We start from the raw sequence: 16,563 nt of genomic DNA on the forward strand, positions 1-16,563 counted from the left end.
ACTCGTGCTTCTTGTCAAATTTAATTATCTACATCTGCATTCGGTATCAAAGCTTTTAAATCTTCCAAGCTATTGGCTTCTTCAATTTTTTTGTCTTGGCGCCAGCGCAAAATTCTTGGGAATCTTGTGGCAACACCACTTTTGTGCCTTTTGGACAGTGCTATGCCTTCAAAAGCGATTTCAAAAACATGATGCGGGGTTACGCTACGTACTGGTCCAAAGCGTTCCAAAGTATTTTTCTTTATCCAAGCGTCTACTTTTCTAAATTCGGCATCTGTAAGTCCGGAATACGCTTTTGCAAAGGTGACTAGCTCTTTTTCGCCTTCTTTATTTTTGTCCCAAAGGGCAAAAGTATAATCCGTGAACAGGTTGCTGCGCCTACCGTGACCGCGCATGGCGTAGGTGAGTACGGCATCAATAGTTAATGGGTCTACTTTCCATTTCCACCAATCGCCTTTTTTACGGCCTACCAAATAGGGCGAATCGTTTTTCTTTAGCATGAGGCCTTCGCTGCGTTTTTCTCTGGAGGTTTCCCTTTCTGCAGCTACTTCTTCCCATGTGGAAAAAGCCATTTTTTGGGATAATAATAAAGGTATATTGTTAGCTGAGGTTAAATCGCTATACAGTTGTTCTAGCAGCTTTCGCCTTTCTAAATAGGGCAATTCCCTACAATCTTTACCTTTCCATTCCAACAGATCGTAGGCTTTTAAAATAACAGGAGTCTTTTTAAGCAACGCCTTGGATACGGTTTTGCGCCCTATACGGGTTTGTAAATCGTTAAAAGTGCCGATTTCTCCATTGGGATAGGGTAGAATTTCACCGTCTAAAACAGTACCGTTGGGAATTATCCCCACAAACGCTTCAAACTCCGGATATTTGTCCGTTACCAATTCTTCGCCACGGCTCCAAACAAACAATTCGTTGTTACGAAGAATCACTTGGGCTCGAATACCATCCCATTTGTGTTCAAAAGACCATTGCGTAACATCACCTAAATCCTTGGGTTCATCTTCCAAAGCGTACGCCAAATAAAAAGGATAGGGTTTGGAAAGGAAATCGCTTGCCTTTTCTTCCAATACCAAATCTTGAAAACTGATGGTGTTTGGGTCCCAATTACCCATTAATTTATAAGCCAGGATATCCTCGTCTATACCGGTAGCTTTCGCCAATGCCCGGGTCATTAATTTTTGACTTACCCCAATACGGAAGCCCCCCGTAATGAGTTTGGTAAATACAAAACGACCGTAATAATCCAACTGCTTCCAATTGGCAAAGAGGTAGGTTTTTTTATCCGCTTCTTCCTGTTTTTTAAGCCAAATCATTTCTTGTAAAAATTGGGTTAATGACTTGTCTGTTGCGGTTTCGTCAGAAGGTACTACTAGGGCAATGGTTTCCGCCAAATCCCCCACAATATGGTAGCTTTCCTCAAAAAGCCACAGCGGAATATTCGCTAACTCCGAAGCCCATTCGCGCAACAATCTGGTATTTACAGGTCGTGGAGGTCTTCTATGAGACAAAATGGCTATGGTCCAAACTTTGTCTTGGTCTGGTACGGCAGAGAAATAATTGGCCAAGGCAGCCACTTTTACATTGGTCTTATTGGTGCCGTCCAAGGTTTTTATAAGTTGGGAGAAATGCTTCATGCCGATTCTTGGGTTTCGGGTTCTGCGTTCACTTCGGCATTTTCCCCTTCAAACTGTGTAGCTTCTGTACGGGCATCATATCCTAAGTCGCGCAAGTACTTCGAAAAAATATCGGTATAACCGTGGGTGCAGATTACCTTTTCTGCCCCGGTGTCTTTAATCGCTTTGAGTAATGATGGCCAATCGCAATGGTCGCTCAACACAAAACCTTTGTCTATAGCGCGTCTACGGCGTGCGCCCCTAAAGGCCATCCAACCACTGGCAGATGCCGTAACAAAGGGTACCATTTTACGTATCCATGTGCTGCCGTGGGCAGAAGGCGGCGCTAGCACCAAATTGCCTTTTATGGCTTCCTTTTTAGTATCTCTTGTAATCAATTCGGTTTCTGGAAAATCCACTAATGGCCGTAATACTTCGGTCATATTTTCAATGGCACCGTGGGTATAAATTTTGCCAATGTTGGGGTCTAAATGCTTTAGCAGCCGTTGTGCCTTGCCCAGAGAGTAACCAAAAAGAATAGAGGTTTGTCCGTTGGCTTTGTTCTGTGCCCACCAGTTGTTAATGTCCGTAAAAACCTCGGTTTGCGGCCGCCATAAAAAAGCAGGTAAGCCAAAGGTGCATTCAGTAATAAAACTATGGCATTTTACGGATTCGTAAGGCGTGGCTACGCCATCGTCCTCTAATTTATAATCGCCCGTAAACACCCAAATTTCTCCCTTGTGCTCTACTTTTATCTGGGAAGAGCCAATAATATGCCCAGCAGGGTAAAAGGTGAATTTTACATTGTTTACGGTAAAGGGTTTTCCCCAGTTAACTCCGGTAACATTGATGTCTCCCAACCGATGTTTTATAATAGGCACGTTACTGTTATGGGTAATGTATTGTTGGTGGCCCCAGCGGCTGTGGTCTGCATGGCCGTGGGTAATCAAAGCTTTGTCCACCGGTTTCCAAGGGTCTAAATACACCTTTGCCGGATGGCAGTAAATGCCTCGGTCCGTAAATTCCAATAAGGGTTTTTTCATCTGTACAGCATTTTTGGCATCGGCGAACGTTGTGAACGATTTTCATGAATGGAGTTATATTACACCATTTGAGGAGACGACCGTAATTTAATCATTTGTTACTATTTGTAGTTGTTCTGCGTTAGCGATAGCAGTGGATAACCCACAGCACTTTTTAACAAGTGCGAGGATTAGAAACGAATAGCGCGACCGTGCCCGATTTATGGGCATGGTAACGCTAAAATAATCTGGAAGGGTATGACAAATGACCTCTAAAAAAATTATATTTGCTGCCAATAAAATTTAAATTATGGCAATTGCAGATTTATATACCAGTGGGGAGCACAGAAGAAATTTAGCCCATTTTGCATCGCTTGCTACTTTGGCAGCGGTGGACGGTGAAATTAGTACCGAGGAAAAAGGAATGTTAGACCGTTTTGCTACCAAGTTGGATATAACCGAAGCTGAGTACAAAGAGGTGATGAAAAAGGAAAACAAATACCCTATTGTACCTCCGCACGATTCTGAAAAAAGATTGGAGCGCTTGTATGACCTGTTCCGTATTATTTTCTCCGATCATTTAATTGATGATGAGGAAATGGTATTGTTGAAGAAATATGCGATCGGACTAGGTTTTTCTGGGGATAAGGCCGATAAAATTATTGAGAAATCTGTGGCTATTTTTAGCGGACGTATAGATTTTGATGACTATATCTACCTATTGAAGTCCTAGGTGAATTTCCCGAAAAAATATGAAAAGCCCTATTTTCTATGGAAAATAGGGCTTTCTTGTTTAGTGATATTTTTCTAAAAACTCTTGAAGTTTTAAGACCATGTTCTTACTACCACAAAAGAAGGGAATTCTTTGATGTAGCTCTGTGGGTTGCACATCTAGAATACGGTTTTTGCCCCCAATGGCAAGTCCGTTTGCCTGCTCTGCCAAAAAGGCCATGGGGTTGCATTCATATAGTAAACGCAGTTTTCCCTCTTCAGTAACACTGCTTTTTGGGTATATATAAATACCACCCTTGATCATGTTTCTATGGAAATCCGAAACCAAAGAACCAATATACCTTGAAGTGTAAGGACGGTCACCTTCCTCTTCTTGGCAGTATTTGATATAGTCTTTGACCCCTTGGTGAAAATGGATGTAATTACCCTCGTTGACGGAGTAAATCTTACCATCTTCGGGAAATTGCATATTCGGGTGGGAAAGATAAAAGGTGCCAATGGCTGGGTTTAGTGTAAATCCGTTTACCCCGTCCCCAGTGGTGTAAACCAACATGGTAGAGGTGCCGTAGACCACATAGCCTGCTGCCACTTGATTTTTACCGGGTTGAAGAAAATCTTCAAGGGTTACGGGAGTACCTACTGGTGTTACCCTTCTGTAGATAGAAAAAATAGTGCCTACCGAGACATTAACGTCAATGTTCGAAGAACCATCCAATGGATCGATCAAAACCACATATTTGTTCTGGTGGTTGTTGTCATTGCTGTTGATTGTGATGAAATCATCTTCTTCCTCCGAAGCAATACCGCAAACTATTTCACGGTTGGTAAGGGTCTGAATGAATTTTTCATTGGCAAGCACATCTAGTTTTTGCTGATCCTCGCCTTGAATGTTGGTTTCCCCAGCGGCGCCTAAAATATCTACTAAACCAGCTTTGTTTACTTCGTGGTTTACTACTTTTGCCGCCAATCTAATGGCGTTGATCAATTTTGAAAGTTCTCCGGATGAATATTTAAATGAAGTTTGATTTTCAATGATGAATTCACCTAGCGTACGGTTTTTCGTTGTCATGAAGAAAGACTGTTGGTTCACCCACAAATGTCGGCTAATTTGTGAAAGAACCCTATTTTCGTTTTCAATTACTTTTTTAAATATATAACTTTGTGTTTTATTTGTAACAATCATGGAATTTAACATTAGAGAAGCGAAAAAATCTGACATGGATGCTGTGCATCGGTTGATTCAAGAACTGGCCGTTTTTGAAAAAGAAGCTGACGCCGTGGAGGTTACTGTGAACGATTTGGTAGCACATGGATTTGGAGACAATCCTCTTTTTCATTGTTTTATAGGTGAAAGTGAGGGCGATGTGGTAGGGATGGCTTTGGTCTATAATCGGTATTCAACCTGGAAAGGCCCGGTCGTTCATTTGGAAGATTTGATCGTGACCGAAAAAATGAGGGGCAGTGGTCTAGGAAGTGCGCTGTTGGCGGAAGTAGTCAAATATGCCAACGACCTTGGTGTACGGCGTATCTGCTGGGAAGTACTTGATTGGAATGAACCTGCCATTACTTTTTATGAGGCCAAAGGAGCGAAAGTGTTACGTGATTGGGATGTAGTGCAAATGGACGAGAAGGGTATAGAGGCTTTCTTGCAACAAACAAAAAATTAAGGTTGTTGGCAACCTTCAAAAAATAGCTTTTTATGCGAGTATTTAAATTCGGCGGGGCATCGGTGAAAGATGCTGCTGGAGTGCAGAATGTAGTAAAAGTTCTTCAACAAACGGGTCACGAAAATACCCTATTGGTAGTTTCCGCAATGGGAAAGACCACCAATGCCATGGAGGCTATTGTGAATGCCTATTTTCAAGATAAAGAGACGTTACAGGCCAATATTCAAGAGAGCATCGATTACCATGCCGCTATTCTTCAAGACCTTTTTACTGACCCTAAACATGAAATCTATGCCGTTGTGAAGCGACTTTTCGATGAGGTAAAAGGTTTTTTGGCTTGGAACAAATCGCCGAAATACAATTTTGTTTACGACCAAGTGGTAGGTTATGGGGAGCTTATTTCTACCACCATTATCAGCCATTACTTTAACGAAGTGGGTATTAAATGCAATTGGTTGGATGTGCGCGATTATATCAAGACCGACGATAGTTATCGTGATGTTTCGGTGAATTGGGAAAAGACGCAAGAAAGGGTAAAAACCATCGATCGAAGCCAGTTGAATATTACCCAAGGTTTCTTGGGAAGCGATGACAACAACTTTACCACTACCTTGGGCCGTGAAGGATCGGATTATACGGCGGCTATCTTGGCTTACTGTCTTAATGCGGATTCCGTAACTATCTGGAAAGACGTTCCCGGGGTGTTAAATGCAGACCCTAGGTACTTTCAAGAAACTCAACTGTTAAACAAAATTTCTTACCGTGAGGCCATTGAATTGGCCTTTTACGGGGCTTCGGTTATTCACCCAAAAACCTTACAGCCTTTGCAGCAAAAGGAAATTCCTTTGCATGTTAAATCATTTTTGAATCCTAAAGACCCCGGTACCACCGTAGGAAAGGGCAATGGGATTCAACCGGAAGTACCCTGTTTTATCGTCAAGAAAAACCAGGTATTGATGAAGTTGTCTTCGCTCGATTTTTCCTTTATTGTAGAGGATAGCATTAGCGAACTGTTCAAACTGTTGCACGACCACAAAATGAAGGTGGACCTTATTCAGAATTCCGCTATTAGTTTTTCGGTATGTGTGGATAACAGATTCGGTAGATTGGAAGAATTATTGAACCTTCTAAAAAGTAGATTTAAAGTAGTACACCACGAAGGCGTTTCACTTTATACTATTAGACATTTCAACGAAAAGGCTATAGAATCGCTACAAAACGGCCACGAAATTCTCCTTGAACAACGCGGAAAGGAAACCGTACAATTGGTGGTAAAATAGCCTCGTTGGTATGTTTCGTTTTTGTTAAAACAGGTAGGCACCTATAGCGTTTTTTCTATATTAGTGCCTGCAAAGAGAATCATGTATGGGATTAGTGACCGCTAAAGAAGTGGCAACCGCCATCAATCTTGACAGGTTTGGTTTTTTTGGAACTTTTATAGCTTGGATGCTTATGAAGGTCACTAAAATATCGAACATGAACCGGCGGTATGATAAAATGAGCCATTTGGATGGAGAAGATTTTCTTGATGCCGTTCTTGAGAAATATGAGATAGACTACGAAATTCCGGAAGAGGATTTGAAAAGGCTGCCAAAGGCAGGTCCATTTATAACCATAAGTAATCATCCTTTAGGGGGTATGGACGGCATCGTTCTTTTGAAGATAATGCTTGCGCATCGGCCTGATTATAAGGTGATGGCCAATTTTCTTCTGCAAAGATTTGAGCCTCTGGCACAGTATATTTTTCCAGTTAATCCATTTGAAGATAGAAAAGAAGCTAAAAGCAGTACGGCAGGTTTTAAAAATGCGCTGCTCCATGTTAGGGCTGGGTATCCGCTAGGTATATTTCCGGCAGGAGAGGTAAGTACCAAAAAAGAGGCCGGAATTGTGGTTGATCGGGAATGGCAGGAGGTGGCCATAAAGCTGATTAAAAGGGCGGAAGTGCCTGTGGTGCCTATTTATTTTCACGCACGAAATAGTAAGTCGTTCTATCGACTTTCAAAAATTAGTGGGTTGTTTAGAACCGCTAAATTGCCCTCTGAAGTCTACTCCCAGTGGAAGAGGCCTATAAAGGTTCGTATTGGACAACCAATATCCGTAGCCACCCAAAAAGAACAGGAGACTTTGGAAGAATACACGGCCTTATTGCGTAGAAAGACCTACATTTTAGCCAATGCCTATGAAAAAGAGCGGTTAATAGACCAATTACCATCCTTGAAACTTCCTAAACAGCCTAGAAAGATAGCCCAACCTATACGTGCCGAGCTTATAGAGGCCGAAATTGAAAAGTTGGTTGAAAAGGACCGTAGGCTTTTACAAAGTAAAAATTACGAGGTATTTCTAGCTCCTGCAAAGGAGATGCCCTTTTCTCTTCAGGAAATTGGTAGGCAACGTGAGGTAACGTTTAGGGAAATAGGCGAGGGGACCAATAATTCCATAGATATTGATGAGTTTGATGCCTACTACCACCACATGTTTTTGTGGGACAATGAGGCCAAGGTCATTGCCGGGGCTTATAGAATGGGGCTGGGGGCACAAATTTTTTCCAAATATGGTATTGACGGATTTTATCTTCAAGACCTCTTTAGGTTTGAGCCGGAGCTTTTTTCAATGATGAGCCAGTCCATTGAAATGGGTAGGGCCTATATTATGAAAGAATATCAACAAAAACCAATGCCCCTTTTTCTATTGTGGAAGGGAATTGTACATACAACGCTAAGACATCCGGAGCATAAATACCTTATTGGAGGGGTTAGTATCAGTAATCAGTTTTCCAATTTTTCTAAGTCCTTGATGATAGAATTTATGAAAAGTAATTATTGGGATCCTTACGTGGCCCAATATGTGCGGCCCAAAAAAGAGTTTAAGGTAAAGTTAAAGGATGCCGATAAGGAGTTTGTATTTGACGAAACCCAGGCTGATTTAATAAAATTCGATAGGTTAATTGATGAGGTAGAACCGGGAAATCTCCGTTTGCCTGTACTTATAAAAAAGTACATCAAGCAAAATGCCAAGGTAGTGGCATTTAATGTGGACCCATTGTTCAATAATGCGGTGGACGGACTTATGTATATTAAAATAGCCGATTTGCCGGAGAGCACGGTAAAACCTGTAATGGAAGAATTTCAAGCGGAATTGGAGCGTAAAATGATGGAAGCACAATAGGAGCAGGAGGTAAATTAATCCGAACCAACAGTCTTACTACGTCTTTCATAGAGAACGTTATCCTTCCACTCACCATTCTTTTTGCCAATTTTTTCCCTGGTGCCCAAAAACCTGAAACCCATTTTTTCATGTAGTCTTCTACTGCCCACATTCTCAGGAAAGATACCTGATTGAAGGGTCCACAATCCATTGGCTTCGCTTTCTGCAATGAGTTTTTGCATCAATTTTGCACCCACGCCTTTCCCGCGTGCTTTTAGGGAAACATAGACGCTTACCTCACCCACACCTCCATACACACAACGACTGGAGACTGGGGACAATGCTGCCCATCCTAAAATTTCATTGTTAGCTATGGCTACCAAACGGCATGATTTCATATGGGAACTATCCCAAGCCTCATAAGTAGGAATTTGCGTTTCAAAGGTGGCAATGCCCGTGGCAATGCCTTCTTGATAAATATTGGAAACAGCAGGCCAATGCTCGGCTTTCATTGAAACAATTTCCATCGCTTAAACAATTATAAGTTAGACTTTTAAAGGCCCTTGAACCAATCTTGAAAATACGTACCCAATCCTGCTATAGGGACCATTTTATTGTTGGCCGCATTCACAAGACTAATGATGATGAGTATGAGACCTATGATGGCGGCAAAACAACCTACAATTGGGATAAAGCTAAGTACAATGGTTAAAAGCCAAATTCCAAGGGTTTGTCTAATGTAAAAACTACCGAATTCTGTTTTGTTCTGGGAGTTCATTATCAAGGCTACAATCCAGCCAATAGCGGTTATATGCGAAATAATTGCCACGGTTTTTCCACTATCGGGATTATTGGGGTCAAAGGTCTGCTTTACGTCATCTGCAAATTCATTGGCAGTTTTCTTTGCATCATTTGCAAAATCATTGGCCGCCTTTTTGGTGTCTTCCGTAAATTCTTTTCCTTTTTCCTTTGCCTTTTCAGAGAATTCTTCCGCCGCTTCCTTGGCGTCTTCAAACTTTTCCTTGGCTTTGTCGCCTAAAGAATCACTATTTTCCTTTGCATTATCAATAGCGTCAGAAGCTTCACTGGACAAATCTCCTTTTCCTTGGTTTAGCGGGTTGATGGCATCCTCCCCTTCGCCTTTTCCAAAATTTTTATCGTCAGACATGGTTGGTTGTATTAGTGGTTTAACATGCCTTAAATGTAGTTAATCTGTGGCTTATAAAAAAGCCTCATCGATTGGTTCCCAGAGTTCTATCTTATTTCCATCGGGATCAAGTATCCACCCAAATTTACCATATTCATATTCCTCTATTTCGCCTACAACGGTTACTCCTTCTTTCTTTAGTACTTTTAGTAGTTCTTTTAGGTTTTCTACCCTAAAGTTCATCATAAAGGACGATTTACTGGGATGGTAGTAGTCCGTGTCTTCGCTCATAGGGCTCCACTGGGTTGAACAGTCCTTTCCTTCTTGATCCTTCCACCAAAAAGTACAGCCATATTGGTCTGTATTGAGTCCCAAATGTTTATTGTACCAGTTTTTAATGTGGTCCGGGTCCTTTGTCTTAAAAAAGAATCCCCCCCAGTCCTGTAACCCTTTTTTTCATATGATATCTCTTTGTATGTTCACGCTCCTCAAGTTAACGCTTTACGTTCTTTTCATATAGAGCTATCCAGTCTTTTACCGTCATTTTAGAACACAGTTCCCCTATAAGATCATAAGGTATGTCATCCATAGATTTAAATCGTATACAACTTTTGCCCATATCCAGCTTTCTTTTACAGTGCTTGGGGTATTCTGCAACAAACCAATCATAAAGTTGGGTGTCTGCGTAAATGCCCGAGTGATAGAGGGCTACATAATTTTTTTGGGAAGCCAGATTAATAAACGGAAGGGGCAATTTAGGGTCGCAGTGATAACCATTGGGGTAAACGGAATGAGGCACTACAAAACCCAACATGCCATAACTGATCTGTTCTTGGAAATCTCGCGGTAGATTCGCCTTGATTTCCTTTCTTATTTTACTGATGACAGCCTGTCTTTCTTCAGGAAGTTGAGCAATATATTCTTCTGGCGAGTTGGCCTTGTATTGCATAGTTACACGTGTTGGTCAATAAGAATAGGGTTGCCGTCCGGATCAATGAGTACCATGCTGCCAGGTCCCTTTGTGTTGGGGTCTACCTCTGTATTAATGGCCACGTTTTTACGTTTCAATTCTTTCTGAAGATCTCGAACATCCGTAAAATTTTCAAGGCTTTGTGCGTTTTCGTCCCAGCCAGGATTAAAGGTGAGGATGTTCTTTTCGAACATTCCCTGAAATAGCCCAACGGTTGCTTTTCCATTTTTTAATATCAGCCAATTCTGTTCCAGATGTCCTCCAAAAACGGTGAACCCTAAATTTTCATAAAACGCTTTGGAAGCATTGATGTCCTTAACATTTAAGCTTACTGAAAAATTCCCTAATTCCATGGTGGTCGATTTTGGTTAGAGCGAAAGAAGGAAACCAAAAGTTTCCTGATGCTCTAAGTTAGCAAAAATTTGCTTTAACCTTATCCACTATGGTTTGTGCAAGCTTTTCCAAACTTTCGAACGTCCAGCCGGCTACGTGGGGAGAAAGAATCACATTTTGGGCGTTTACCAGATATTCAAAGGCTTCCGGTAGTTGGGACGTTTGTCCGTTTTCGCCCTTGAACATGTTTTTAAAAGATGATTTTTCGTATTCCAGCACATCGAGCCCGGCACCCAATATTTTCTTTGATTTAAGGGCGGCCACCAAATCTTCCGTAACCACACATTTGCCCCTGGCCGTATTCAACAACCATATTGGGTGATGAAATTTTTCGATAAACTCAGTATGAACCATGCCAATGGTGTTTTCCGTTTGTGGCACGTGAAGGCTTACCACATCACATCTTTGGTGGAACTCCATAATTCCTACCTGTCTTGCATTTTCATCTCCTACACCACCTTGAATGTCATAGCAAATAACATCCTTTACGTCAAAACCCTTCAGTTTCTTGGCAAAGGCTTTGCCCATATTTCCATAACCAATGATACCTACAGTTTTGCCTTCCAATTCTACGCCGCGGTTACCTTCTCGGTCCCAGATACCGGAACGTACTTCACGGTCTGCTTTGTTCAGATTGTTAAAAAGGGAAAGTAGCATTCCCAAAGCATGTTCGCCTACAGCATTTCTATTTCCCTCCGGTGCCGATGCTAAAAATATATCATTGGCAACCGCTGTTTTCGTATCAATATTTTCCAGTCCGGCCCCTAATCTGCCAATAAACTTTAGCTTTTCTGCCTTTCTAATAAATTCTTGGTCTATGGTAAACCTGGACCGGATGATGAGACCGTCATATTCTTTAATTTTTTCTTCGATCTCTTGTTTGTTGGAGGTATAATCTTCGTGGTTCTCAAAACCAAGTTGTTCAAATTGTTCTATTAAAAGAGGGTGGTTTTGGTCTACGTGCAGTACTTTCATTCTTTTTGGTGTCTGTTTGATGCTCTACAGCTGGGTGATTGGTTTTTTCCGAAGCCCGTGAAATTAAGGGAATTTTAATAAATGTAAAATTATAGATGGCATCTAGTTGCTTCAAATGTCCTTTTTTTTAATGCTGATGGATAACTGGGTAGAGGTGAAAACCGAAAAATATCCTTGGATTTTGAGTTTACTTACTTAGAAAATAGGGTAATTATTTTTTCAGTTTTCGGGGTGGTATTCAACAGGTAGTAAAAATAAAATTGAGGTAATTGTATTAAATACCCAATACTATCTTGGCAATCCAGAAGTAGATGAGAATCCCAAAAATGTCATTGCTTGTTGTAATGAAGGGTCCAGTGGCAATGGCGGGGTCAATACCTCTTTTGTGTAAAAAAAGAGGAATAAAAGTGCCTATAAAACCAGCAACCAGAATGACGGCAATCAAAGAGATTGAAATTGCCAAGGCGGTAAGAAAATCGCCCTTCCAAACCCAAGTAAATAACAAAAGGATAGCAGCTAAGATTACCCCGTTCAAAAGGGCCAATAACATTTCTTTTATCAACCTGCTCCCTACACTTCCCTTTAAATCATCATTGGCCAAACCCTGTACGATTATGGCACTCGATTGTACCCCTACATTGCCGGCCATAGCCGCAATCAGAGGGGTAAAGAAGAACAGAATGGCATGTTTACTGATCATTTCCTCAAAACCGCCCATAATGGCCGCTGCGCCCACGCCTCCAACAAGGCCTAAAAAGAGCCAAGGTAAGCGGGCTCGTGTCAACTGCCAGATACTATCATCCGCTTCTACATCTTGGGAGATACCTGCCGCCATTTGGTAATCCTTATCTGCCTCTTCCCTTATGACGTCTACAATATCATCAATGGTAATACGGCCTACCAATCTGCCAATCTCGTCAACAACGGGAATGGCTTCCAAATCATATTTGGACATGATCTTGGCCACTTCTTCCGGTTTTTCGTTAACATTGACAGAATCTACCTTTGGTATATATACATCGGCAATATGCGTTCGGGTAGAGGTGGTCAATAGGTCTTTTAAGGAAAGTCTACCCTTTAATTTATCCTCTTCGTCGACCACGTAAATGGAATGTACCCGTGTCACATTTTCGGCCTGGGCCCGCATCTCCTTTACACATTTGAGGACATCCCAGTTTTCACGCACCTTAACCAATTCTTTGGCCATGAGTCCACCTGCGGAGTTTTCATCATATCGTAAAAGGTCTACAATATCCTTCGCATGTTCCCGATCCTCAATTTCAGAAATTACTTCCTGAACGATACTGTTTGGCAGTTCTCCAATAATATCGGCCGCGTCATCCGTATCAAGCTCTCCTAGCTCATCTGCAATTTCCTTGGCGGAAAGATTTTTTAAAATGGCTTCCCTAACGTCTTCATCAAGTTCTGTAAGAACATCCGAAGTTTTATCCGTTTCTAGAAGTTTAATAAGGTAGGTGGCCTCGTCCTCATTGAGCTCGTTGATGATTTCTGCAATATCCGCATAGTGTACATCATCCATCAGTTTTACCAATTCGGTATTCTGTTGGCTGTCTATGAGCTGCTCTATTTGCTCTACAAGTTCGTCTGTTAGCTTAAATGGCGTCATAGTTCCCGAGGCATATTAGGATGACCGCGGCAAATCTAAAGAAAAAGGATTAAAGGGCTGTGCACTTTACGTTTTCTTAGTGGTACGAATGGCAATAAATAGGGTTATCCTAAATCTTTAGCTACCTTTTTTGTCAATTCTATAAAATCCTCCACACTTAACTGCTCTGGCCGTTTATCAAAAATTGTAGTACTCCGTAGCTCATCACTTAGCTCAAAAGTTTTTAAACTGTTCCTAATGGTTTTTCTTCGTTGGTTAAATGCGGCCTTTACCACCCTAAAGAATAATTTTTCATCACAGTCTAAAGTAAAGTTCTCTTTTCGTGTTAAACGTAAAACACCGGATTGAACTTTAGGTGGAGGGTCAAAAACATGCGGGGGTACAGTAAATAAATATTCTGCATCGTAAAATGCTTGCACTAATACTGAGAGAATTCCGTAGGTTTTGTTACCCTCTTTTTCGCAGATACGTTGCGCCACTTCTTTTTGGAACATCCCGGAAAATTCAACAACCTGTTCTTTTATTTCCAGCATTTTAAATACAATCTGTGAAGAAATATTGTATGGAAAATTACCTGTGATGGCAAACTGTTCTTCTCCAAAAAGTGATGAAAGGTCATATTTTAAAAAATCCGCTTCAATAACCTCTAAGGTAGATTTGCCTAGCATCAGTTTTAGGTGCTCCAAGGGAAAACTATGGTTGAGGTAAATAATGGAATCGGAATCTAAGTCCATAGCTACCAACCTCATTTCTTTTTGTAAAAGGTATTTGGTAAGCACCCCCGTACCAGGGCCAATTTCAATTACATTGTTGTAATCGTCAAGTGAGAGGGTGTCCGCAATTTTTTGGGCCACTGTTTCGTCCTTTAAAAAATGCTGCCCTAAGTGTTTCTTGGCCTTTACCGGACTTTTTTCATGACTTGTTTGTGGGTCTGGGTTATATTTTCTTTTTCCTTTCTTTTTTTTGGACATACAATGGTTTTATTGGCTATTTGGCAATATAAAGCCAAGCCTGTTTGCCAGATTTTAAGGGTACCAAAATACGTTGGTATTCCGGACCCTCATACCTGTCTGCTTGAATTAAATCTTGGGGAGTAACCTCAAGTATGGCCCCTGGCAATACCGCTTTTGGATTATCTGATTTTTGAACTAAAAGATATTTTCCATACGCCTTTTGTGTTGAAAGTATAAAACCAAGTGCTTCGTCTTTCCTCATGGGAAGTAGTCTTTTAAAAATGGCCAGTTGAATTTTTCTTTCCCTAAGGGTTCCGTAACTAAATAGGTATTCCATTAATGTTCACTTACCACTTTTAATTCTGTGCTAAAGGATACAAATTTATTGGGAAATTTTTTTTGTTCTTGCTGAAATAAATGCGTGGAATCTTCTTCAAGATATTTTTCTAGGGTTTGTTTGTCAACAGTGGTATATTGAACCGAATAGGTAACCCCGCCCATCTCTTCCTCTACCATAACTTGGGTCATTTTGGCGTTCAAAAATTTTCCCGTTGCCAGAATATTTGGGATATGTGTTTCCTTCATCCACTCTACCCATTCTTTATGAACGGCCTTTTCAATATTGGTGGTTACATTGTATATGTACATTGGATATCAATTTTGTAAGATAGACAAAGCTTTTTCCAAGACTTCATCATGTCCATTTTTTATGCCATTTAAAGTGGGGCTTACCTCTATATCTATTCTAACTCCTTTTCTTTGGGTTTCTGTACCGTCAGGATAGAAAATTCCAATTCCTGTCATTCTTGTTTTAAGGTCTCCCGGAAGTGGAATTACACTCACATTTCCATCGGCGGCCAGGGTTTGGCTACCAATAGTGGTGCATTTATTGTAAGTCTGAAGTGCCATGGCGGTAAATTCTGCATGGCTAATTGTTCTTTCGTTTACAAGGATAATAATTTCTCCTTTATAGTAATTGTTTATTTTCCCTTTCCCGCCGCAATTTAGAGTTTTTTGAAGTTTGAATTTACCGGGATATTTCAGGTCCGGTTCTGAGATTAGGACAAATGGTTTGCTTTCTGGATTTAGATAGTTACTAATAGCGTATAGTGTCCCTTTTGGGTAATTTCTAATATCGAATACTATTCCCTTAGTATTCATTAGCTCCACCATCATTTCATCAACATCCTTTTGTTCTAATGCTCCTAAGTTTACATATCCTATATTGTTTTCTAATATTTTATATTTTTCGAATGATGGCCTTTCAAAATTAAAGTCTTTAAATTCATACCTGCCCACTTTTATAGTCATTGGTTTTTCATCCCTAATGATTTCAAGCCTTGTTGAATCTGTATTTCCATTAAAAATCTTGTCCCATGCATAGGCAAACTTAGCGTTATCATTAGAACCTTGAATGAGATGTTGTGCGTCTCTAAAAATTTCCATAACATCTCTATTGTCTTTTTTTACAATTATGTCTCCAATTTTTAGGTTGTTCAAGAGGCTTAGCGAATCGTTATAGTGACCAGTAATAATTACCTTTTTATTTACCCAGTTAAATTTTGAAGGAATAAACTTTGTTCCAAAGAATTTTTTAATCAAAGGTGTTGAAAATCCCGCATGACTATCATTAAGATGTACTACCAACTCCAGAATTGCCAAATGAAAATCAAGTTCGGTAGCGGCATTTTTAAATTTTGGGAGAGCGTTCATTAATGCGGTATCCCAACTAATATCCATTTGGTACTTATAAGGAAAGAAATATTCCACCATATTCCATAACCTAAATAAAGTAAGGAGTCTAAAATTTTTGGATTTCCAACTTAGATTAAAATGCTGATGTTCATTCTGGGGGATAACATTTTTGGCGGCCCATTTTGCTTTATTTTGAGATATGTAATGGGATTTACCAACTTGTCTATTGGATTCAATAAATGCTAATTGATCAATAAGTCTTTGATTGAAAGTGTTTTTGTCCCGTATCCAGGATAGATTAATGTTTTTATTTTGATGGTGTATATCGGGGTTTGATGAATGGCATTCTTTACAGTTTTTGACTTTTCCTAAAGAATTGATCCAAATGGAAACAGTTTCTGAAAACTCATCTTTGGTAGAAATTGATTCAATCTGAGATAATATTGAAAATAATTCTTCATCCCAATTAAATTTGCCTTTTGTTACCTGTGGGTGATAATATTTTAAAAAACCCCAAATTTTACCAACACGAATTAATTTTTCATCTTCTTCCATTCTATTGCTGCTGGAGTAAGCTATAAAGCAAACACCAAATACCAGAAAGAATAAAAGAAGT

General features: G+C 40.3%; 17 protein-coding genes and 1 pseudogene. 4 read left to right on the forward strand and 14 right to left on the reverse strand.

Annotated elements, in window-relative coordinates; all coding sequences use genetic code 11:
- Positions 1–20: 20 nt before the first annotated feature.
- Together IL355_RS04665 and IL355_RS04670 are read right to left on the reverse strand one after the other, a co-directional pair.
- Entirely contained in the window at positions 21–1,643 is a 1,623-nt protein-coding gene (locus tag IL355_RS04665; protein ID WP_192461002.1) for an ATP-dependent DNA ligase, read from the reverse strand.
- Positions 1,640–2,665, reverse strand: coding sequence for a ligase-associated DNA damage response exonuclease (locus tag IL355_RS04670; RefSeq protein ID WP_192461003.1), 1,026 nt, complete (start codon positions 2,663–2,665; stop codon positions 1,640–1,642). Before IL355_RS04670 ends, IL355_RS04665 begins: the two co-directional genes overlap by 4 nt.
- 289 nt (positions 2,666–2,954) lie before the next feature.
- On the opposite strand from IL355_RS04670, the gene IL355_RS04675 reads away from it, so the two are divergent.
- The gene (locus tag IL355_RS04675) at positions 2,955–3,377 is read left to right on the forward strand and encodes a tellurite resistance TerB family protein (RefSeq protein ID WP_192461004.1); all 423 of its coding nucleotides are present in this window, start codon (positions 2,955–2,957) and stop codon (positions 3,375–3,377) included.
- 60 nt (positions 3,378–3,437) lie between these two features.
- Here the strand turns inward: IL355_RS04675 and fbp are convergent, their stop codons facing one another.
- Positions 3,438–4,445, reverse strand: a complete 1,008-nt coding sequence (fbp, locus tag IL355_RS04680; RefSeq protein ID WP_192461005.1) for a class 1 fructose-bisphosphatase — start codon at positions 4,443–4,445, stop codon at positions 3,438–3,440.
- A 112-nt stretch (positions 4,446–4,557) separates the two neighbouring features.
- On the opposite strand from fbp, the gene IL355_RS04685 reads away from it, so the two are divergent.
- The 3 genes from IL355_RS04685 (at position 4,558) to IL355_RS04695 (ending at position 8,208) form a co-directional block, all read left to right on the forward strand.
- Positions 4,558–5,043 (forward strand): GNAT family N-acetyltransferase, encoded by a 486-nt coding sequence (locus IL355_RS04685; RefSeq protein WP_192461006.1) that lies wholly within the window; start codon positions 4,558–4,560, stop codon positions 5,041–5,043.
- A 32-nt stretch (positions 5,044–5,075) separates the two neighbouring features.
- The gene (locus IL355_RS04690) at positions 5,076–6,323 is read left to right on the forward strand and encodes an aspartate kinase (protein WP_192461007.1); all 1,248 of its coding nucleotides are present in this window, start codon (positions 5,076–5,078) and stop codon (positions 6,321–6,323) included.
- 85 nt (positions 6,324–6,408) lie between these two features.
- The gene (locus IL355_RS04695) at positions 6,409–8,208 is read left to right on the forward strand and encodes a GNAT family N-acyltransferase (RefSeq protein WP_192461008.1); all 1,800 of its coding nucleotides are present in this window, start codon (positions 6,409–6,411) and stop codon (positions 8,206–8,208) included.
- Between the two features lie 14 nt (positions 8,209–8,222).
- On the opposite strand, the gene IL355_RS04700 is transcribed toward IL355_RS04695, so the two are convergent.
- From IL355_RS04700 to IL355_RS04750, 11 genes and pseudogenes are all read right to left on the reverse strand, one after another.
- A complete protein-coding gene (locus tag IL355_RS04700) occupies positions 8,223–8,714 on the reverse strand; it encodes a GNAT family N-acetyltransferase (RefSeq protein WP_192461009.1) in 492 nt (163 codons plus the stop codon).
- A 26-nt stretch (positions 8,715–8,740) separates the two neighbouring features.
- Positions 8,741–9,355 carry a YtxH domain-containing protein gene (locus tag IL355_RS04705; RefSeq protein WP_192461010.1) on the reverse strand — a complete coding sequence of 205 codons (615 nt, stop codon included), beginning with the start codon at positions 9,353–9,355 and terminating at the stop codon, positions 8,741–8,743.
- A gap of 51 nt (positions 9,356–9,406) precedes the next feature.
- Positions 9,407–9,794, reverse strand: a pseudogene (locus IL355_RS04710) (VOC family protein).
- 33 nt (positions 9,795–9,827) lie between these two features.
- A complete protein-coding gene (locus IL355_RS04715; protein ID WP_192461011.1) occupies positions 9,828–10,283 on the reverse strand; it encodes a DUF1801 domain-containing protein in 456 nt (151 codons plus the stop codon).
- Between the two features lie 2 nt (positions 10,284–10,285).
- Complete coding sequence (locus IL355_RS04720) at positions 10,286–10,657, reverse strand: VOC family protein (RefSeq protein ID WP_192461012.1); 372 nt, start codon at positions 10,655–10,657, stop codon at positions 10,286–10,288.
- A 58-nt stretch (positions 10,658–10,715) separates the two neighbouring features.
- Complete coding sequence (locus tag IL355_RS04725) at positions 10,716–11,672, reverse strand: 2-hydroxyacid dehydrogenase (protein WP_192461013.1); 957 nt, start codon at positions 11,670–11,672, stop codon at positions 10,716–10,718.
- Between the two features lie 274 nt (positions 11,673–11,946).
- Positions 11,947–13,299, reverse strand: a complete 1,353-nt coding sequence (gene mgtE, locus IL355_RS04730; protein ID WP_192461014.1) for a magnesium transporter — start codon at positions 13,297–13,299, stop codon at positions 11,947–11,949.
- A 104-nt stretch (positions 13,300–13,403) separates the two neighbouring features.
- Entirely contained in the window at positions 13,404–14,270 is an 867-nt protein-coding gene (gene rsmA / locus IL355_RS04735; protein ID WP_192461015.1) for a 16S rRNA (adenine(1518)-N(6)/adenine(1519)-N(6))-dimethyltransferase RsmA, read from the reverse strand.
- 16 nt (positions 14,271–14,286) lie between these two features.
- Positions 14,287–14,589 (reverse strand): gamma-glutamylcyclotransferase family protein, encoded by a 303-nt coding sequence (locus IL355_RS04740; protein WP_192461016.1) that lies wholly within the window; start codon positions 14,587–14,589, stop codon positions 14,287–14,289.
- A complete protein-coding gene (locus IL355_RS04745; RefSeq protein WP_192461017.1) occupies positions 14,589–14,900 on the reverse strand; it encodes a DUF4286 family protein in 312 nt (103 codons plus the stop codon). The genes IL355_RS04740 and IL355_RS04745 overlap by 1 nt, the downstream gene beginning before the upstream one ends.
- Before the next feature lie 6 nt (positions 14,901–14,906).
- A complete protein-coding gene (locus IL355_RS04750; protein WP_192461018.1) occupies positions 14,907–16,502 on the reverse strand; it encodes a S41 family peptidase in 1,596 nt (531 codons plus the stop codon).
- Between the last annotated feature and the right edge of the window lie 61 nt (positions 16,503–16,563).

The sequence above is a fragment of the Euzebyella saccharophila genome, assembly GCF_014855495.1.
Lineage (GTDB): Bacteria > Bacteroidota > Bacteroidia > Flavobacteriales > Flavobacteriaceae > Euzebyella > Euzebyella saccharophila.